The organism is Aliiglaciecola sp. 3_MG-2023 (assembly GCF_030548205.1).
GTDB lineage: Bacteria > Pseudomonadota > Gammaproteobacteria > Enterobacterales > Alteromonadaceae > Aliiglaciecola.
On record NZ_JAUORV010000030.1, the window covers coordinates 1 to 18,493 of the forward strand.

The 18,493-nt window shown below is 40.7% G+C and carries 21 protein-coding genes and 1 pseudogene; 19 read left to right on the top strand and 3 right to left on the bottom strand.

Translation table 11 applies throughout. The features are described 5' to 3' along the window. Positions 1-107: 107 nt before the first annotated feature. Both Q4574_RS21120 and Q4574_RS21125 read right to left on the bottom strand, forming a co-directional pair. Positions 108-347: a hypothetical protein gene (locus tag Q4574_RS21120; RefSeq protein WP_303477603.1), complete on the bottom strand. Its 240-nt coding sequence runs from the start codon at positions 345-347 to the stop codon at positions 108-110. Positions 348-398: 51 nt separating this feature from the next. After that, positions 399-893 carry a hypothetical protein gene (locus Q4574_RS21125; protein WP_303477606.1) on the bottom strand — a complete coding sequence of 165 codons (495 nt, stop codon included), beginning with the start codon at positions 891-893 and terminating at the stop codon, positions 399-401. 990 nt (positions 894-1,883) lie between these two features. Between Q4574_RS21125 and mnmG the strand changes: the two genes are divergently transcribed. The 15 genes from mnmG (at position 1,884) to Q4574_RS21200 (ending at position 14,960) form a co-directional block, all read left to right on the top strand. Further along, positions 1,884-3,794 (top strand): tRNA uridine-5-carboxymethylaminomethyl(34) synthesis enzyme MnmG, encoded by a 1,911-nt coding sequence (gene mnmG / locus Q4574_RS21130; RefSeq protein WP_303477608.1) that lies wholly within the window; start codon positions 1,884-1,886, stop codon positions 3,792-3,794. Further along, positions 3,794-4,435: a 16S rRNA (guanine(527)-N(7))-methyltransferase RsmG gene (gene rsmG / locus Q4574_RS21135; protein ID WP_303477611.1), complete on the top strand. Its 642-nt coding sequence runs from the start codon at positions 3,794-3,796 to the stop codon at positions 4,433-4,435. The genes mnmG and rsmG overlap by 1 nt, the downstream gene beginning before the upstream one ends. 51 nt (positions 4,436-4,486) lie before the next feature. Next, positions 4,487-5,272, top strand: coding sequence for a ParA family protein (locus Q4574_RS21140; RefSeq protein WP_303477613.1), 786 nt, complete (start codon positions 4,487-4,489; stop codon positions 5,270-5,272). Positions 5,273-5,292: 20 nt separating this feature from the next. Beyond that, positions 5,293-6,156: a ParB/RepB/Spo0J family partition protein gene (locus Q4574_RS21145; RefSeq protein WP_303477616.1), complete on the top strand. Its 864-nt coding sequence runs from the start codon at positions 5,293-5,295 to the stop codon at positions 6,154-6,156. 402 nt (positions 6,157-6,558) lie between these two features. Continuing rightward, positions 6,559-6,954, top strand: a complete 396-nt coding sequence (locus Q4574_RS21150) for an ATP synthase subunit I (protein WP_303477617.1) — start codon at positions 6,559-6,561, stop codon at positions 6,952-6,954. A 57-nt stretch (positions 6,955-7,011) separates the two neighbouring features. Then, positions 7,012-7,824, top strand: a complete 813-nt coding sequence (gene atpB, locus Q4574_RS21155; protein ID WP_303477620.1) for a F0F1 ATP synthase subunit A — start codon at positions 7,012-7,014, stop codon at positions 7,822-7,824. Between the two features lie 56 nt (positions 7,825-7,880). Then, the gene (gene atpE, locus Q4574_RS21160) at positions 7,881-8,129 is read left to right on the top strand and encodes a F0F1 ATP synthase subunit C (RefSeq protein ID WP_008842484.1); all 249 of its coding nucleotides are present in this window, start codon (positions 7,881-7,883) and stop codon (positions 8,127-8,129) included. A gap of 39 nt (positions 8,130-8,168) precedes the next feature. Further along, a complete protein-coding gene (gene atpF, locus Q4574_RS21165) occupies positions 8,169-8,639 on the top strand; it encodes a F0F1 ATP synthase subunit B (RefSeq protein WP_303477625.1) in 471 nt (156 codons plus the stop codon). 14 nt (positions 8,640-8,653) lie between these two features. Beyond that, positions 8,654-9,187: a F0F1 ATP synthase subunit delta gene (gene atpH, locus Q4574_RS21170; protein ID WP_303477628.1), complete on the top strand. Its 534-nt coding sequence runs from the start codon at positions 8,654-8,656 to the stop codon at positions 9,185-9,187. 14 nt (positions 9,188-9,201) lie between these two features. Next, positions 9,202-10,743 (top strand): F0F1 ATP synthase subunit alpha, encoded by a 1,542-nt coding sequence (gene atpA / locus Q4574_RS21175; protein WP_303477631.1) that lies wholly within the window; start codon positions 9,202-9,204, stop codon positions 10,741-10,743. Between the two features lie 51 nt (positions 10,744-10,794). Then, the gene (gene atpG / locus Q4574_RS21180; protein WP_303477633.1) at positions 10,795-11,655 is read left to right on the top strand and encodes a F0F1 ATP synthase subunit gamma; all 861 of its coding nucleotides are present in this window, start codon (positions 10,795-10,797) and stop codon (positions 11,653-11,655) included. Positions 11,656-11,686: 31 nt separating this feature from the next. Then, on the top strand, positions 11,687-13,072 hold the full coding sequence (atpD, locus tag Q4574_RS21185; protein WP_303477636.1) for a F0F1 ATP synthase subunit beta: 1,386 nt from the start codon (positions 11,687-11,689) through the stop codon (positions 13,070-13,072). Positions 13,073-13,129: 57 nt separating this feature from the next. Beyond that, entirely contained in the window at positions 13,130-13,543 is a 414-nt protein-coding gene (locus Q4574_RS21190; protein WP_303477637.1) for a F0F1 ATP synthase subunit epsilon, read from the top strand. Between the two features lie 296 nt (positions 13,544-13,839). Then, the gene (locus tag Q4574_RS21195; RefSeq protein ID WP_216047051.1) at positions 13,840-14,358 is read left to right on the top strand and encodes a PEP-CTERM sorting domain-containing protein; all 519 of its coding nucleotides are present in this window, start codon (positions 13,840-13,842) and stop codon (positions 14,356-14,358) included. A gap of 173 nt (positions 14,359-14,531) precedes the next feature. Beyond that, entirely contained in the window at positions 14,532-14,960 is a 429-nt protein-coding gene (locus Q4574_RS21200; RefSeq protein ID WP_216047050.1) for a CBS domain-containing protein, read from the top strand. On the opposite strand, the gene Q4574_RS21205 is transcribed toward Q4574_RS21200, so the two are convergent. Continuing rightward, positions 14,952-15,917 (bottom strand): integron integrase, encoded by a 966-nt coding sequence (locus tag Q4574_RS21205; protein ID WP_303477643.1) that lies wholly within the window; start codon positions 15,915-15,917, stop codon positions 14,952-14,954. The two genes, Q4574_RS21200 and Q4574_RS21205, sit on opposite strands and share 9 nt — an antisense overlap. A 990-nt stretch (positions 15,918-16,907) precedes the next feature. Here Q4574_RS21205 and Q4574_RS21210 point away from each other — a divergent pair. From Q4574_RS21210 to Q4574_RS21225, 4 genes and pseudogenes are all read left to right on the top strand, one after another. Next, on the top strand, positions 16,908-17,312 hold the full coding sequence (locus tag Q4574_RS21210) for a hypothetical protein (RefSeq protein ID WP_303477645.1): 405 nt from the start codon (positions 16,908-16,910) through the stop codon (positions 17,310-17,312). Between the two features lie 107 nt (positions 17,313-17,419). Next, a complete protein-coding gene (locus Q4574_RS21215) occupies positions 17,420-17,659 on the top strand; it encodes a hypothetical protein (RefSeq protein ID WP_303477649.1) in 240 nt (79 codons plus the stop codon). A 133-nt stretch (positions 17,660-17,792) separates the two neighbouring features. Further along, entirely contained in the window at positions 17,793-18,182 is a 390-nt protein-coding gene (locus tag Q4574_RS21220; protein WP_303477652.1) for a hypothetical protein, read from the top strand. A gap of 97 nt (positions 18,183-18,279) precedes the next feature. After that, positions 18,280-18,493: pseudogene (locus tag Q4574_RS21225) on the top strand (hypothetical protein); the annotation flags it as partial.

Sequence of the window (18,493 nt, forward strand, 5' to 3'; positions counted from 1 at the left end):
AATATCTGCCTTAATAGAATTCCATGGACTAAAGTCCATGCTACAAATCCAGAATATATCTGTAGGTTGGGGCTTTAGCCCCAATGATTGATAGATTAAAGCTTATATTACAACTTTTTAATGGAAACGCTGCCGCCGCTGGTATGCAACTCTAAGGTGGGGCCGCCACCATTTATTTCGCCGCGGATAGACTGTTTTTTAACTCTACCGTCCACATCAAACTCGGAACGCACTCTGCCCCCACTCGTTGAAGCGTCGATATCAATAGCCAATGTATCAAGTAAATATGCAGTAATAGATCCACCAGAAGTTGATAGCTCTGCATCTTTATTCGGTTGCTTAGTCATGGTGACACGAATACTCCCCCCGGAAGTGTGAGCTTCTATTTCACCGTTAATTTATTTGGTTTTAATTGATCCACCTGAAGTATTTAAAACTACATCACCAGTAATGTTGCCAACATTAATATGGCCACCTGAAGTATGGGCCTCTATATCCCCAATTAGATCATCTATATCAATAGCGCCGCCCGACGTATCTAGCTCCAAATCAAAGTTTTTTGGAAGGGTTATTCTAAATTCAGCCCGTACATCCCTATTCCAACCCCACTTTTTAAGATTGTTCATTTTACCGATTATATGAACACTCTTACCGTTTACATCATGGGTAACTTCGAGTTCATCGGCATCATCACCTTTAATGTCCACCTCCAACAGCACTGTGTCTCTGTTATGGGTGTCGACAATTAAACGACCCACATCGGTACGAAGAAATAGTTTGCCACCATTTTGCACATCAATGCTTTCATTAATGGTTCTTGCGGATAGATTAAAGCTAAGCAGTAAAAATAACGCTGATAACAGGGTCAGTAATTTAGAATTATTGGTTAACATGGCTTTCTCTTGGTTGTTTTCGTTAAATAGTGAGTCGCAATCTCCAAGCAAAAGGTTTAAACCAAGAATAATTTAATTTGATTAAGTTTTAGGGAGGTCCATGGACTAAAGTCCATGCTACAAATTTAGAATATACCTACCTGTAGGTTGGGGCTTTAGCCCCAATATCTGCCTTAATAGAAATTCATGGACTAAAGTCCATGCTACAAATTTGGAATATCTACCTGTAGATTGGGGCTTTATCCCCGAAATCGGCTTTGATGGAAATTCATGGACTGAAGTCCATGCTACAAATCTAGAATATACCTACCTGTAGGTTGGGGCTTTAGCCCCGATATCTGCCTTAATAGAATTCCATGGACTAGAGTCCATGCTACAAATTTAGGATATACCTATCTGTAGATTGGGGTTTTAACCCCGGTGATTGATAGTTTTAAATCTGATCAACAGCAAAAAATGCGATCGAACCTCCTAAATTTCCAATAAATCGATCTGATCTAAAATAAAAACCGATCTTTTTTTAGGGGTAAATAGGCCAATTTAGGCTGTGTATAACTTTATGTATAAACCCTGTATATCCTGAGGTTATCAACTGGACAGAAAAATAGAAGATCGCCCTTGTGGATAAGATCGCTATTTATCCACATATTATACGCAATTGATCAACTCTTGATCACAGCTTGCGATCGCCAATAACCAACTGATTTAATTACTAAAAAACGCCTTACTAACAGATCATTGCTTGCTTAATAATAATAAAAGTAATCTAAATAGATAAATAGATCATAAAGATTAGTGACGAAGAGATCCCTCGAGATCTAACAAATTATTTAATACGCAAACCTTAATATTTCTAACTCTGCAGGAATTTTAGGCATTTCAATTAGCTTTAAATAAGTATAAAATACGCGCCCTTTTTTAAACGACGATCGATCTTATGATCTTCGGTGTTTAAAGTTCATACGCGAGTAAGCGAAATTCGAGGCATTTATGTTTTATCAACAAGAATTTGATGTGATTGTAGTCGGTGGAGGCCACGCTGGTACTGAAGCTGCCCTTGCTGCTGCGCGTATGGGAGTGAGAACCTTATTGCTTACTCACAATATTGAAACACTTGGCCAAATGTCATGTAACCCAGCCATAGGCGGGATCGGCAAAGGACATTTGGTAAAAGAGATCGATGCACTTGGTGGTGCAATGGCTTTAGCAACTGACAAAGCCGGCATTCAATTTCGTACATTGAACTCTAGCAAAGGGCCAGCGGTGAGAGCGACCCGTGCTCAAGCAGATCGATCCCTATATCGATTAGCCATTAGAGCCACCCTAGAACACCAAGAAAACCTGACTATTTTTCAACAATCTTGTGATGATCTGATCGTTGAAAATGATCGTGTTAGCGGTGTGATCACGCAAATGGGGTTAAAATTTAAAGCCAAAACAGTTGTCCTAACGGTAGGTACATTTTTAGGTGGAACCATCCATATTGGAATGGAAAATTATAAGGGTGGACGAGCTGGGGATCCCCCTTCGATCGCTTTGGCTGATCGACTAAGGGCGTTACCGTTTAGGGTCGATCGCCTTAAAACCGGCACTCCAGCCCGTTTAGACTCTCGTACATTGAACTATGATGCAATGCAAGAACAGCCAGGGGATACACCTCTTCCCGTGGTTTCTTTTATGGGAAAAGTGGAAGATCATCCACGCCAAATTTCTTGTTATATCACCCATACAAATGAAAAAACCCACGATATTATTCGTGGTGGCTTAGACAGATCTCCCATGTATACCGGGGTAATCGAAGGAATTGGACCAAGATATTGTCCATCAATTGAAGATAAAATTAATCGCTTTGCGGATAAAAATTCCCATCAAATTTTTGTTGAACCAGAAGGTTTAAACAGCATTGAGATCTATCCCAATGGGATCTCCACCAGCTTGCCATTTGATGTGCAATTTGATCTGGTGCGATCAATTAAAGGATTTGAAAACGCGCATATTATCCGACCAGGTTATGCCATTGAGTACGACTTTTTTGACCCCCGAGATCTAAAGCAATCCTTAGAAACGAAATTTATCCAAGGTTTATTCTTTGCTGGCCAAATAAACGGTACTACTGGCTATGAAGAAGCCGGTGCACAAGGATTACTCGCTGGAGCTAATGCAGCACTGCAAGTACAAGAAAAAGACTCACTGATTTTGCGCCGAGATGAAGCCTATGCAGGTGTGCTAATTGACGATCTTGCGACTATGGGAACCAAAGAACCCTACAGAATGTTCACTAGTCGTGCCGAATATCGATTATTGTTAAGAGAAGACAATGCCGACGTTCGCTTAACCGCTAAAGGTCGTGAAGTAGGATTGGTTGATGATGTTCGTTGGGCGGCATTTAATCAAAAAATGGAAGCCATAGAACAAGAAAAACAACGTCTTAAAAGTACCTGGATCCATCCAAATCACCCAGCTGTAGACACGTTAAATCCATTGTTGAAAAATCCAGTGAGCCGTGAGCATTCCTTAGAAGATCTGATCCGTCGTCCTGAAATGACTTATCAAAAATTAATGAAAATTGAAGGATTAGGTCCGGCTTTGGAAAATCCACAAGCTGCTGAACAGGTTGAGATACAAATTAAGTATGCCGGTTATATCGAACGTCAAAAAGATGAAATCGCAAAGAGTTTGCGTCATGAAAACACCCTGTTACCAATGGATTTCGATTACAGTACTATTTCTGGTTTATCCAACGAAGTTGTAGCTAAGTTAACCGAGACTCGACCGGAAACTATTGGTAAAGCTACGCGTATATCGGGTATTACTCCGGCGGCAATTTCACTGTTATTGGTCCATCTGAAAAAACAGGGTTTGTTGCGTAAAGATAATAACAGCAACTTACAAAGTGCCTAATGAACGAACTTAAAAGCAGTTTATTGTTAGCGTTTGACCGTGCAGTTCAGCCTTTGCCTATAGAAGTGAGTGAACAGCAGCGGGCAAGCTTAGTCGATTTTGTGCTACTGATGAACAAGTGGAATAAAGCCTATAATTTAACCTCTGTGCGGGAACCACAGCAGATGTTAATCAAACACATTATCGATTCTATTGTGGTAGCCCCCCATCTTGACCGAAGTCACTATATTGATGTGGGTACAGGGCCTGGCTTGCCTGGAATCCCATTGTCAATTATGCATCCTGATAAACATTTTGTGTTATTGGATAGTTTAGGTAAACGTGTTCGCTTTATGAAACAAGCGGCATTTGAATTAGATTTAAAAAATATAGAACCCGTTCAATCCCGTGTAGAGCAGTATTCCAGTGATACTCCACTTGATGGGGTATTGAGTCGAGCATTTGCGTCGATAAAAGATATGTTGCACTGGTGTCAACATCTGGTAGATTCACAAGGTGAGTTTCTTGCGTTGAAAGGTCAATATCCAGAACAAGAAATAGCGCTTCTACCTGAGGGATTTGAAGTGTTAGAATCTATTAAGTTAGATATTCCAGTACTTGAAGGCGAACGTCATCTGATAAAAATCAGAAAAGTTAGTTAGTGCCTACTACTTTAATCAATACCTAAATTTACAGAAAAACGGACGGGAAAGTTGGCTAAGGTCATTGCGATAGCAAATCAAAAAGGCGGCGTTGGGAAAACGACTACAGCAGTTAATGTTGCAGCGTCAATGGCGGCTACTAAACGAAAAGTGCTATTGATCGACTTAGATCCGCAAGGTAATGCAACAATGGGAAGTGGCATCGACAAATATGAAGTTGATTCCACTTGTTATGAACTTCTCATCGAAGATAAACCTGCAACAGAAGTCATCATCAAAGAAACATCTGGTAAATACGATTTAATTGCCGGAAATAGTGATGTAACTGCAGCAGAAATCAAATTGATGGAAGTGTTTGCCAGAGAACTTCGCTTGCGCAATGCATTAGCGCCAGTGCGTGATTATTATGATTATATTTTTATTGATTGCCCTCCCTCGTTAAGTCAATTAACCGTAAATGCCATGGCAGCAGCCGACTCTGTGCTGGTACCTATGCAATGTGAATATTATGCATTGGAAGGCCTAACTGCGTTAATGGACACAATTAAGAAGTTAGCATCAGTGGTAAATCCCGATTTAAAAATTGAGGGCGTGCTTCGAACTATGTATGATCCTCGTAATCGCTTAGCCAATGATGTTTCTGAACAACTTAAACGACATTTTGGCGAACAAGTTTACCGCACGGTTATTCCCCGCAATGTGAGATTGGCAGAAGCGCCCAGTTTTGGCGCGCCAGCCATGTACTACGATAAATCTTCTACGGGAGCGAAAGCCTACTTGGCTTTGGCCGGTGAAATATTGCGCCGTCGTAATAAGATCTTAAAAGAAGCTAGTTAAGAAAAAGGTTAATAGTTGACATGTCGACGAAAAAAAGAGGATTAGGCAGAGGATTGGATGCGCTGTTGGCTACGAGCAGTGCTAAACAAGAAACGGAAGTTTCGGAACGCAGCAGTGAATTGCAAAAACTGCCCATTGAGTTTTTGCAAGCTGGTAAATACCAACCTCGTAAAGATATGTCTCCTGAAGCATTAGATGATTTGGCATCGTCAATTCATTCCCAAGGTATTATTCAACCTATTGTTGTTCGCAAAATTAGTGAAGACAAATACGAAATTATCGCCGGTGAACGTCGTTGGCGCGCATCTCAATTAGCTAAGCTTGATGTGGTTCCCTGTATTATCAAAAATGTGCCCGATGAAGCGGCTGTTGCTATCGCGTTGATAGAAAATATTCAGCGTGAAGACTTAAATGCGATGGAAGAAGCGCAAGCACTTGATCGGCTCATGACCGAATTTGAATTGACCCACCAAGAAGTGGCCGAAGCAGTGGGGAAATCCAGAACCACAGTAACCAACTTGTTACGCCTGAACAATTTAAATGAAGACGTTAAGTTATTATTAGAACACGGTGATATTGAAATGGGTCACGCCCGTGCCTTGCTTGCTTTGCAAGGTGATATGCAGACCGAAGCAGCGCAAACGGTTTCGGGCAAAGGGTTAACCGTTCGCGATACCGAAAGTTTAGTGCGTAAATTCTTAGAGCCACCTAAAGAAAAAGTTGAGCAAAAGGTTGATCCCGATGTTCAGCGTTTGGAAAGTAAGCTATCAGAAAATTTAGGTGCGCCCGTCAGCATTGCCCACAATGCCAAAGGTAAAGGCAAGGTCACCATTAATTTTTCAAGTTTAGACGAATTGGATGGGATTTTAAGTCATATCAAATAACCTAGCTGTAGGTTGGGGCTTCAGCCCCGATGATTTCTAATGTTGGTTTATTATGGACTAAAGTCCATGCTACAGGGGTTGAATAAACGAGTTGTAGGTTGGGGCTTTAGCCCCGATGAGTTTTAATCTTTGTTTATTATGGACTAAAGTCCATGCTACAGGTTGGGGTGATTAAACGACCGTACATATTTAAAACTACATAAAGTCCCTTAATTTTCCTACCAAAGTGCTATTTTAAAGATAAAAAAGCCGAGTAATATCCCCAGATTAGTGGTTAATTTTGTAGCTAACTATGAATTAATACAAATAACACAACAAAACACGCTTAATGGTTGAATATTTGCGATAAAACAGTATAATTTTGGCGCTTTTTGTTGAGGTTTGAACGCACAGAGGACTAAATTGGCTACTAGCTTAACTACCGAAGGTCGACAGTTGGCTAGAAAAGTACTGGTTTATCAAAGTATTATCGCCATTTTATGTACCATTTTTTTTGTGATTTTTAAAGGCCAAAACAGCGGAATTTCAGCTTTATACGGTGGTATTACCTGTCTAATTCCAGCTTGTGTTTTTGCTTTCTATGCGTTTCGATATGCCGGTGCCACGCAAAATAAGATGGTAGTACGGAGTTTTAACAAAGGCAGTAAAATTAAATTCTTTTTGACCATTATTTTATTCTCTTTAGCATTCAAATGGTCAGAAGTAGAATTTTTGCCGTTATTAGTCACTTATCTGATAACGATGATGGCCCAGTGGCCAATAATCAGTTTTTTACATCGCGTTAAGCGTCCTTCTTAAAGGTCACTGACGAGATGGAATACCAGTATCTTTAACTTTTACAATTTGGATGGAAAAATGGCAGGATCGGGTGGCGAACTAACCATTAGCGGTTATATTCAGCACCATTTGACCAATGCAACTGTCGGAGAAGGGTTTATGACTCTTCATGTCGACACGCTCGCATGGTCTGTGGTTCTTGGATTGGTGTTTATTTTAAGTTTTCGTGCAGCAGCAAAAAAAGCAACGGTGGGTGTTCCTGGCAAGTGGCAGGCATTGGTCGAGATTATTGTTGAATTTGTTGCTAATACAGTCAAAAGTACCTATCACGGCAAAAGTCCTTTAATAGCGCCATTAGCACTCACTATTTTTGTGTGGGTATTGCTAATGAACCTAATGGATTTAATCCCGGTAGACTTCTTACCTACATTGGCAGCTCTAATTGCTGGCGAGTCTATGGACGTTATCGCCGCGGGCCAATCACATACCTATATGAAAGTGGTGCCTACCACTGATGTAAACATGACTTTCGCATTGTCGATTGGTGTGTTTGTTTTGATGATATTTTATTCCATCAAAATCAAAGGATTCGGCGGCTTTATGAAGGAGCTGTATGCTCATCCGTTTAACACGCCGTGGTTGTACTGGTTCAACTTCATACTTGAATTAGTCTCGTTATTGGCCAAACCCTTGTCTTTATCATTGCGTTTGTTCGGTAACCTCTACGCAGGTGAGCTGATATTTATTCTGATTGCAGGAACTATGGGGCTTTGGCAGTTGCCATTACACTTCATTTGGGCTGCATTCCACTTGTTGGTCATTCCGTTGCAAGCGTTCATATTCATGATGTTAACCATCGTGTATTTGAGTCTGGCAAGTGAAGAACACTAATTTCTATCATTATAATTTTTTTTAAACTTTAACTTAAAACACAAAGGTGAAAATCTATGGAAATCTTGGGTAATCTATATATCGCTGTTGGTATTTTGATTGGTCTATGCGCACTAGGGCCTGCTATTGGCTTTGGTATCTTGGGTGGTAAATTTCTAGAGTCTGCTGCTCGTCAACCAGAACTAGCGCCTACTCTTCAAGTAAAAATGTTCATCGTTGCGGGTCTTATCGATGCTATTGCGATGATTGGTGTGGCTATCGCACTATTCTTATTGTTTGTTGAAAGCGCGAAGTTTGCTGTTTAAGCACAACAATTGTAATCAACGAACTTAGGAGGAGCGGACTTGAATATCAATTCTACTCTAATTGGCGAATTAATAGCATTTATATTCTTCGTGTGGTTCTGCATGAAGTATGTATGGCCCCCTATTATGGGCGCTATTGAAGACCGCCAACAAAAAATTGCTGATGGCTTAGCTGCTTCAGAACGAGGTGAAAAAGACCTTGAGCTGGCGCAACAAAAAGCGAGTGAGCAATTAAAAGAAGCGAAAGCACAAGCAGCTGAAATTATCGAACAAGCCAAAAAGCGCGCAAATCAGATAGTTGATGAAGAAACGCAAAAAGGCCATTCCGAGCGTGAAAAAATTATCGCGCAAGGTCAAACCGAAATTGAAGCAGAGCGCAACCGTGTAAAAGAAGATCTTCGCAAGCAAGTAGCAGTGTTAGCTGTTGCTGGCGCTGAGAAAATCTTGGCGAGAGAAATCGACGCCGCTGCACAAAGTGACATAGTTGAAAAACTTGTCGCTGAGCTATAAGGGGCACATGAGCTATGTCTGAATTGACAACTGTTGCTCGCCCTTATGCTAAAGCAGCTTTCGACTATGCGGTTGAGAAGCAAGCTGTACCACACTGGCAAGAAATGCTGGAGTTTGCAGGTGAAGTAGCACAAAACGAGCAGATGACTGACATCTTATCGAGCGCTATGGCTGCCGAAAAACTAGCTGAATTGTTTAGCAGCGTGTGCGGTGAACAACTCAACGAAGCGGGTCAGAACCTAATTGGTGTTTTGGCTGAGAATGGACGCTTAAAAGCGCTACCTGATATTGCATTGTTGTTTAATCAATACAAAGCTGAATTCGACAAAGAAATTGATGTAGAGGTTACCTCTGCTGTTGAATTAAGTGACAAACAACTGTCTGAAATCAGCGCGTCTCTTGAGACACGTCTTGCACGAAAAGTTAAGCTGAATTGTAACGTCGATGCTGAAATCGTAGCCGGAGTCATTATTAAAGCCGGTGACACAGTAATTGATGGTTCGGTTAGATCAAAACTACACCGTCTATCAGACGTTTTACAATCATAGCGGGGAAATAGAGCATGCAACTGAATTCCACTGAAATTGCAGAACTGATCAAAAAACGAATTGAACAGTTTGATGTAAAAAGTGAAGCTCGTAACGAAGGTACTATTGTTGGTGTAACTGACGGTATCATTCGTGTCCATGGCCTTGCCGATGTAATGCAAGGTGAAATGATTGAGCTTCCTGGTAATCGTTATGCTATCGCATTGAACCTTGAACGAGATTCTGTAGGTGCGGTAGTAATGGGTCCTTATGCGGATCTACGTGAAGGTATGAAAGTCCAATCTACAGGTCGTATTTTGGAAGTTCCTGTTGGTCGTGCCCTTTTAGGTCGCGTAGTTAACACCTTGGGTGAGCCTATTGATGGTAAAGGCGCAATTGATGCTGAAGGTTTCGAACCTGTAGAGAAAATTGCACCTGGCGTAATCGAACGTCAATCAGTAGACCAACCAATCCAAACAGGTTATAAGTCGGTTGATGCCATGATCCCAGTAGGTCGTGGACAACGTGAATTGGTTATCGGTGACCGTCAAACAGGTAAAACTGCTTTGGCAATCGACGCCATCATCAACCAAAAAGGTACTGGCGTAAGTTGTGTATACGTAGCGGTTGGCCAAAAGGCGTCAACTATTGCTAACGTAGTACGTAAACTAGAAGAGCACGGTGCGATGGATCACACCATTGTTGTGGCCGCTTCTGCGTCTGAGTCTGCAGCACTTCAATACTTAGCACCTTATTCTGGTTGTACAATGGGTGAGTTTTTCCGTGACCGCGGTGAAGACGCACTAATTGTATACGATGATTTGTCTAAGCAAGCTGTAGCTTATCGTCAAATTTCATTGCTACTTCGTCGTCCTCCAGGTCGTGAAGCTTATCCTGGTGATGTTTTCTATCTTCACTCTCGTCTTCTTGAGCGTGCTGCTCGTGTAAACGACGTTTATGTAGAAAAATTCACTAATGGTGAAGTAAAAGGCCAAACGGGTTCATTGACTGCATTGCCAATCATTGAAACTCAAGCAGGCGACGTATCAGCATTCGTACCTACTAACGTAATATCCATTACCGATGGTCAGATTTTCTTAGAATCTGATTTGTTTAACGCGGGTATTCGCCCAGCGGTTAACGCCGGTATTTCGGTATCTCGTGTTGGTGGTGCAGCGCAAACTAAAATCATCAAGAAACTAGGTGGCGGTATTCGTCTAGCCTTGGCTCAGTACCGTGAATTGGCGGCATTCTCGCAATTTGCATCTGATCTTGATGAAGCGACTCGTGAGCAACTTGAGCACGGTGAGCGCGTAACTGAATTAATGAAGCAAAACCAATATGCACCGCTTTCAGTGGGCGATATGGGTGTTTCTTTGTTTGCAGTTGAAAAAGGCTATTTGAAAGGCATTGAATTGAATAAAGTGTTGGATTTTGAAGCATCACTACATTCATTCATGAACGCTGAATATGCTGATCTTATGAAAACACTTAACGACACTGGTAATTACAACGGTGACATTGAAGGCCAGTTAACTGAAGCTTTGGACAAATTCAAAGCAACACAAACTTGGTAATCAATTGGGTAGCTTAACGCTACCCTAACGTTGAGAAATCGGAGATAAGTCATGGCCAGCGGTAAAGAGATAAAAGGTAAGATCGGGAGTATTAAAAACACTCAGAAGATCACCAGTGCTATGGAAATGGTTGCCGCGTCTAAAATGAAAAAGGCGCAAGACCGTATGGAATCCAGCCGTCCATATGCCGAAAGCATGCGACAAGTTATTGGTCACGTGGCCCACGGTAACCTTGAATATCGCCATCCATATTTGGATGAGCGCGAGGTGAAACGTGTTGGTTACATCGTGATTTCAACTGACCGTGGTCTGTGTGGTGGTTTGAACTCTAACGAGTTCAAAAAAGTTAGCCAAGACGTCAATAAGTGGCAACAACAAGACGTTGAAGTGAGCTTCGCTGCATTAGGCGCAAAAGCATGTGGTTTTTTCGGCCGATTCGGAGGCAAGGTACTTGCTGCTGAATCTGGCATAGGTGATTCGCCAAGTGTTCAAGATGTTATTGGTTTAGTACGCGTAATGTTAAACGCGTATAACGAAGGTGAAATAGACCGTTTGTTTTTGGTCTACAACGACTTTGTCAATACCATGACGCAAGAACCCAGAATCGATCAATTGTTACCTTTGCCTAAGTCTGATGAAGAAGAATTAAAGCATCGTTGGGATTACATTTACGAACCAGATCCAAAACCAATTTTGGAAAAATTAATGGTCCGATATATCGAATCTCAGGTGTACCAAGGCGTAGTAGAGAATTCTGCGTCAGAGCAAGCCGCGCGAATGGTAGCGATGAAAGCTGCTACCGATAACGCCGGCGATCTAATCGATGATTTGCAATTGGTATACAACAAAGCACGTCAAGCAGCTATCACTCAAGAAATTAGTGAAATAGTTAGCGGCGCGGCAGCGGTGTAGGCAAAGGTTTAAAAATTAATGAGGACTAAACATGAGTCAAGGTAAGGTCGTCCAAATCATTGGTGCGGTTGTGGATATTGAATTTCCACAAGATGCCGTTCCAACTATATATGACGCACTGATAGTTACCGAAGGTAACTTGAAGGGATTAACCTTAGAAGTGCAACAGCAACTTGGTGGCGGTGTGGTACGTAGTATCGCATTGGGAACCACTGACGGGTTGAGCCGCGGGTTAGCTGTAGAAAATACAGGTGCACCTATAACCGTTCCAGTTGGTACCAAAACATTGGGCCGTATTATGGACGTTTTAGGTAATCCAATCGACGAAGCTGGCCCAATTGGTGAAGAAGAGCGTATGTCTATTCACCGTGCAGCGCCTAGCTACGAAGATCAATCAAGTTCTGTAGAACTACTTGAAACTGGTATCAAAGTAATCGACTTGGTTTGCCCCTTCGCTAAAGGTGGTAAAGTTGGTCTATTCGGTGGTGCTGGTGTAGGTAAAACAGTAAACATGATGGAATTGATTCGTAACATCGCAATCGAGCACAGTGGATACTCAGTATTCGCCGGTGTTGGTGAGCGTACTCGTGAAGGTAACGATTTCTATCACGAAATGAACGAATCTAACGTACTAGACAAAGTATCGCTAGTATACGGACAGATGAACGAGCCTCCTGGAAACCGTTTGCGCGTAGCGTTAACCGGTTTGACAATGGCCGAGAAGTTCCGTGACGAAGGTCGTGATGTACTGTTCTTCGTAGATAACATTTATCGTTATACACTAGCGGGTACAGAAGTATCAGCACTACTAGGTCGTATGCCATCAGCGGTAGGTTACCAGCCTACATTGGCTGAAGAAATGGGTGTGTTGCAAGAACGTATTGCATCAACTAAAACCGGTTCAATCACTTCAATCCAAGCGGTATACGTACCTGCGGATGACTTGACCGACCCTAGCCCAGCAACAACCTTTGCTCACTTGGATGCAACAGTTGTATTGTCACGTGATATCGCTTCTTTGGGTATTTACCCAGCGGTTGACCCACTAGATTCTACGTCTCGTCAGCTTGACCCTCAGGTTATTGGTCAAGAGCACTATGACACAGCACGTGGCGTTCAGTCGGTTCTTCAGCGTTATAAAGAATTGAAAGATATCATTGCGATTCTAGGTATGGACGAATTGTCTGAAGAAGACAAATTATCTGTATCTCGTGCTCGTAAGATCCAGCGTTTCTTGTCACAGCCATTCTTCGTTGCTGAAGTATTTACTGGTTCTCCAGGTAAATATGTATCTTTAAAAGATACTATCAGTGGCTTTAAAGGGATCCTTGCAGGTGAGTATGATCACTTACCAGAGCAAGCTTTCTATATGGTTGGCTCAATAGACGAAGCCGCTGAAAAAGCCAAAGGCAAGTAAGACGCAATATATTGCGTCTTTTCCTTAGTTTTTTCGTAAACCTAAATAGGAGGTCCCATGGCAATGACAGTACATCTGGATGTGGTAAGTGCCGAAGACAAGATTTTTTCTGGTCTGGTAGAAACTATTCAGATTACCGGTAGTGAAGGTGAGCTAGGTATTCATCCTGGACACGCACCTTTAATTACAGCGTTAAATCCTGGCATGGTTCGTTTGGTTAAACAGTTTGGTGAAGAAGAAATCATCTACATCGCTGGTGGACTTTTAGAAGTTCAACCTGGCACAGTAACTGTTTTGGCTGATACAGCTGTTCGCGCAGAAGACTTAGATGAACAATCTGCTTTAGAAGCAAAACGTTCAGCTGAAGAGCATATTGCTAATGGCGGAGCTGATTTTGATTACGCTGAAGCCGCTGCTCAACTTGCAGAAGCCATCGCGCAAATTCGTTTAATTCAGAAATTGCGTAAATAACCAGAATTTAGTTATCCATAAAAACCCAGCCTAGCGCTGGGTTTTTTATTGCTTGTACATGTTAGTAGGCAGCGAATCGAACTTACAATGATGATCCTGTAACCTTTAACATCATTACACTATCTGAAATTTCCCCAAAAACACCTTCAATCCGTCAACTATTTTTACAGTTACATTTCTGGTCTTTTCTAAATAACTGAAATATAGCTATTTTAATCATGGTGTAATATATGCTTATTATTTGTACAGGGACGTTTAATCAGCGTGCTATTACGCTAAACAACTTTGGAATATTTATGAAAAAACTAAAACTATTTTCTCTGGCTATTTTCTTGTTCACGGTCACTAACCTTGCAAATGCAGCTTTAATCAAATTTAACGCAACTGGTGTAGCTGGGGTGTCTGGTTTTGTAGAATTCGATGACAGTTTGTTTAGTGGAACTAGTGGTCAAATTCTTTCCAATTCCATTGTCACTGATCTGAGCTTAGATGTGTTTGGCGAGTTATTTTCATTGGCAGACGTGGCATTAACAGCTAGCACCATTTTTGATTCAACCGGTCCTACTCCTGTCATAATTAATGGTTCTGGGAACTTAGCAGACAACGGCGTGACAGCAATAGCCTTTTTCCCTGATGGTTTTTCTGGTACCACGTTTGACGGTGACGCATCACTATCCACTGGGCCAACTGGAAGCTTAGCTGATACAGATTTCTTTGCGGTAAAATGGGAAGTGGCTACAGAGGTACCTGAACCAAGTGCATTGCTGTTGTTAAGCGCAGGACTACTTCTGTTTGGTAGAAGAAAAACTAAATAAAAAGTACCTGTTGTAACATTAGACAAAACCCAGCCAAGTGCTGGGTTTTTTTATAACTAAGCTTTTGTAATAATTATAAATTGACCATAAAAGCAGATTAATACTGGTTTCAAAAGTGAACTCTGGTTTATAGTTAATCCATATAAATCAGCGTAAGGACGTTGTTCTTTGATATGAAAATCAAAACTATCATGACCACAGATATAGTTTGTGTACAAATGGACAGCACCTTATCTGAGGTAAAAAGATTATTTGAAAATCACCGCTTTCATCATTTGCTTGTTGTTGAGAATACCAAGCTAGTGGGCATTCTCTCCGATAGAGATTACTTAAAAGCAATTAGCCCGAATATTGATACAGCTGTTGAATCGCTAAAAGATGTAGCTAGTTTAAACAAGCGGGTGCACCAAATAATGAGTCGAGACTTAGTCACCCTACCCCCCACTAGCGGACTTTTCAAAGCCATTCAAATGTTTAATTCACATCGAGTTTCTTGTATCCCCGTTATAAATGTAAATTTTCAACCGGTGGGTATTCTAAGCTGGCGAGATATCTTTAAGTTTGTAGAGACAAAACAGTTAGAAAAATACCTTTCAAAATAGATTAGATAACGGGCTAATGACAGAGTTTCCACCTCGTTGCAAAATATGTGTATATATTTGCGTGGTGCGAAGATCAGCATGGCCCAGTTGATCTTGAACCGTACGAATATCGGCCCCTGATTGCAGCAGATGAGTTGCGAAGGTATGACGTAGGGTGTGGGGAGTTACATGCTTAGTTATCTGCGCAGTATTACTTGCCGTCCGTATTGCTTTTTGTAGGCCTGTCTCATCGATATGATGACGCCGTAATCTTTTAGTTTCCGGATCGATAGATAACCTTTTTGACGGAAACAGATACTGCCAACCCAGTTCTCTACTTGCAGACTTAAACTTCACTCGTAGTCTATTGGGTAACCACACCCCTGAAAAATCAGGATTAGCATTATCAGCGTCCAAATACTGCTCCACCGAAATGATTTGTTTGTGTAGATCAGATAATAAACTGTCAGCAAGGGTCACTACCCTATGTTTACCGCCTTTACTGTTCCAAATGCGCACAGATTTATAGTCAAAATCAATATCTTTAACCCGCAAACGAATACATTCCATGAGCCGCAACCCACTGCCATATAAAAGCGAAGCAGGCAATTTATAATTGGCATTGATACAATTAAGTAAACTACGTATTTCAGGCTGCGTTAGCACAACAGGTAGTTTCTGCTGTCGAGTGCTACGCACATATTTCAGCTTCAACGACAAAGGTTTCTCAATAATTTCCTCATACAAAAAAGACAATGCGTTCAACGCAATTTTTTGGGTTGATACGGCAACGTCTAATTCCAATACCAAATGGGATAAAAACTGCTCTACCTCCAAATTATGTAACTGCGCAGGATGACGCTTTTTATGAAAAATAATGTAACTCCCTATCCAAGTTAAGTAGGTTTGAATAGTTCGTTTTGCATAATGGCGCTGATACATTTCATCTTTAAGCATTTCCAAAAATGGTGATTTCATATCCTTTACGTTCCTTGTAAAAGCACTGTATAAACAACCAGAATAGACAACTCTTCCGCATAACAGCAAGAAAGTGGCAAAAAACTGTACTTTTACATGAGAAACCCTACCCTAAAGAGCATATTTTTAACCTGTACAGGCACTTGCAAATTATGTTAAAAAAGAACAACGTGAAAACAAGGATTTATTCCGTGTGATAATCGGGATTTTTTCTAACTAAGAATATTGTTATGAGGTTAAAGAGAATTAATATTGTGGCAGTCTAAACCTGCTCTCAACTGGTTATTTTTATTGATTTTTAGCTACCGTAATTCGTTCGTTTTTAAAACGTAGTTGTTTATTATTTTTAATTTATTCAACGTATATATCACTCTTAATTTTGTTACTTTATTAACTTATATTGTTGTTTAAATCGTGTGGTACAGCTTGCGGCTACATTTTGTTAAACAAGCGGCATGTCATCTTTCAAAACCATTGAAATCAACATTCCGGTTGTTTTTAAAAAGCAAATAGGGTGTTATTAAATGTATAAACTTTTTGGGCTTGTCATATTGTCACCTCATAACAAACAAAAGCACCGGAAAAGCACTCGCTGGGCTTCGCCCAAATACGCTCTCGCTTTCCGCTGTTTTGGAAGTTATAGCGCATAAGCCTTTCAGATTACTGTTTAGCGCAAAGGTGGATATCTTCCGTATTTCTTCGAGTTGACGACTGCTTTTTTCCGTAATCGGCCTGTGCTTTATTCAAATATAAATACTCCCATCGCAAAAATCTTTTATAAAAACCTGTTCACAGTAACGTTTATCAATAGTTGCAGTTTTCTGGCAGTTTGGTTTAGTCTAGGGTATTAATTTTAATCAAGTTGTTGTGCTAACAGTTCGTGGCGGCAAAGCCGCGATAGTGAATTGGGTTGGCGCAATAACAAACGTATGTTGCTGACCCAAACTCGCGGCCATTGTTCGTGCCTCACAAAGTTTAGGCCACAAGTTTGTGCAGCAAATTCGGACGTTATATGCTTCTGAGGATTCTGTGAAAAAGTTAATCATTTGTGTCTTAGTTAGCATAATTAATTTTTCTGCTTTATCTCAAACCGGAGGTAATAATCTTGATATTGATAAGCTCCAAGACGAAGAAGTTGTATTAAAAGAAATATTATTTCTTTATAAACTTGGTGAAATTAGAAAAGTAGCTTTTGATGACGGCAGCTTTGAAACTGTTAAAGCAATTGATAAAGTTATCTACCTTTCTATAAGTGATAGCTTAATTTATCAACCCAAATTCAATAAAGAGTATGCAGAGCATATTTTAAAGTACCTTGATAGCTCTCAATATTATCAATTTACTTGGTCAAAAAACGAAAATATAAAACTACTTAATGCGTTAAAAAGCATATAACAAACGCATTAAAATGGACGCCTAACAGTTGGCTGGCGCTCATTCTTCGCTAAGTTTAGCCAACTGTTTTCCGCCATTTATGCGGAGCGTTATATGAATAGTAAATTATGAAATATTTGATTGTAATTTTAGTATCGTTCTTTCTCTCATCTTGCGCTGAGCCTATGAAAGCAGGTTCAAATATTAAAGGTGAAGAGCGTGATATATTGATTGAAGAACTAGAAAAAAGAGATATTGAATACGAAATTTGGGAAGACGGAACTATTAGGTACGATGAAGATGTTCAAGAAGAAGTTTCCCTTTTAATCATGAAAATATTGAAAGAAAAGCGTAGTGGCGGTAGCTGATGATTTTGGCAAATTCATATAACAAAACAATCAACGACATTCGCTTCGCTCATTGGGAAAAATCCTCGCTGGCACTTCGTGCCAAAGCACTCAGTTTTTCCCGTTATTGTAAGCGTTAGGTTTGCAATCAGATATGAAGATTTTTTATCTATTAATTTTGTTTAGTTTTAGTTCTATAGCGACCACTTGCATAACGAATGAAAAGACATTTGAGCAATGGAATAACAAGTACAGCGCAAGAATTATTGTTGAAGCTAAACAGTCTGTTGCAGGCTTTGATGTATTAGTATGGTTTCCAACTACCATAGAAAAAATGCCACTGAATTTCGTTGTGTTTCATTTGGGTGATAAAGAGCAGCCAATTTTTTCTTCGCAACTAGCTATTTTCGAAGAGGATGGTCAAAAGGCTGTATATTTCACAACAAGCCACAAACAAAATCCAAGTGGTTACTTAGTCGCAAGCTACGGCTCAGATTGCGGTATTCAAGTAGGTAAAGCAGTTGAATTGGCAACGCAAACCTAACAAACAAAGGCAGCGGGACTTTTACTCGCTGCCTTCGGCAAAAACACTCGTAAAAGCCCCTGCTTTGGGGCGTTAGCAACCTAAGGAATGGTCAACATTGAGAAAGTTTTTTAGATTTTTTTGGAACGCTGGTGCCACTATATTTTGGGGAGGGCTAATTATCCTTACCCCTATTTGGTTGCTCGGATTTTTAATGGCAAGTGGTTGCTCATTTGATGAATATGAAGAACTATATTCCCCGGATAAAAGTATGAGAGCGGTAGTTATAAACGCAGACTGCGGAGCAACCACAAATTGGCAAACCCAAGTGT

Coding starts and splice junctions, on each gene's coding strand:
- Q4574_RS21120 (WP_303477603.1), bottom strand. CDS start 347: ATGACTAAGCAACCGAATAAAGATGCAGAGCTATCAACTTCTGGTGGA.
- Q4574_RS21125 (WP_303477606.1), bottom strand. CDS start 893: ATGTTAACCAATAATTCTAAATTACTGACCCTGTTATCAGCGTTATTT.
- mnmG (WP_303477608.1), top strand. CDS start 1,884: ATGTTTTATCAACAAGAATTTGATGTGATTGTAGTCGGTGGAGGCCAC.
- rsmG (WP_303477611.1), top strand. CDS start 3,794: ATGAACGAACTTAAAAGCAGTTTATTGTTAGCGTTTGACCGTGCAGTT.
- Q4574_RS21145 (WP_303477616.1), top strand. CDS start 5,293: ATGTCGACGAAAAAAAGAGGATTAGGCAGAGGATTGGATGCGCTGTTG.
- atpB (WP_303477620.1), top strand. CDS start 7,012: ATGGCAGGATCGGGTGGCGAACTAACCATTAGCGGTTATATTCAGCAC.
- atpE (WP_008842484.1), top strand. CDS start 7,881: ATGGAAATCTTGGGTAATCTATATATCGCTGTTGGTATTTTGATTGGT.
- atpH (WP_303477628.1), top strand. CDS start 8,654: ATGTCTGAATTGACAACTGTTGCTCGCCCTTATGCTAAAGCAGCTTTC.
- atpA (WP_303477631.1), top strand. CDS start 9,202: ATGCAACTGAATTCCACTGAAATTGCAGAACTGATCAAAAAACGAATT.
- atpG (WP_303477633.1), top strand. CDS start 10,795: ATGGCCAGCGGTAAAGAGATAAAAGGTAAGATCGGGAGTATTAAAAAC.
- atpD (WP_303477636.1), top strand. CDS start 11,687: ATGAGTCAAGGTAAGGTCGTCCAAATCATTGGTGCGGTTGTGGATATT.
- Q4574_RS21190 (WP_303477637.1), top strand. CDS start 13,130: ATGGCAATGACAGTACATCTGGATGTGGTAAGTGCCGAAGACAAGATT.
- Q4574_RS21195 (WP_216047051.1), top strand. CDS start 13,840: ATGAAAAAACTAAAACTATTTTCTCTGGCTATTTTCTTGTTCACGGTC.
- Q4574_RS21200 (WP_216047050.1), top strand. CDS start 14,532: ATGAAAATCAAAACTATCATGACCACAGATATAGTTTGTGTACAAATG.
- Q4574_RS21205 (WP_303477643.1), bottom strand. CDS start 15,917: ATGAAATCACCATTTTTGGAAATGCTTAAAGATGAAATGTATCAGCGC.
- Q4574_RS21215 (WP_303477649.1), top strand. CDS start 17,420: ATGAAATATTTGATTGTAATTTTAGTATCGTTCTTTCTCTCATCTTGC.
- Q4574_RS21220 (WP_303477652.1), top strand. CDS start 17,793: ATGAAGATTTTTTATCTATTAATTTTGTTTAGTTTTAGTTCTATAGCG.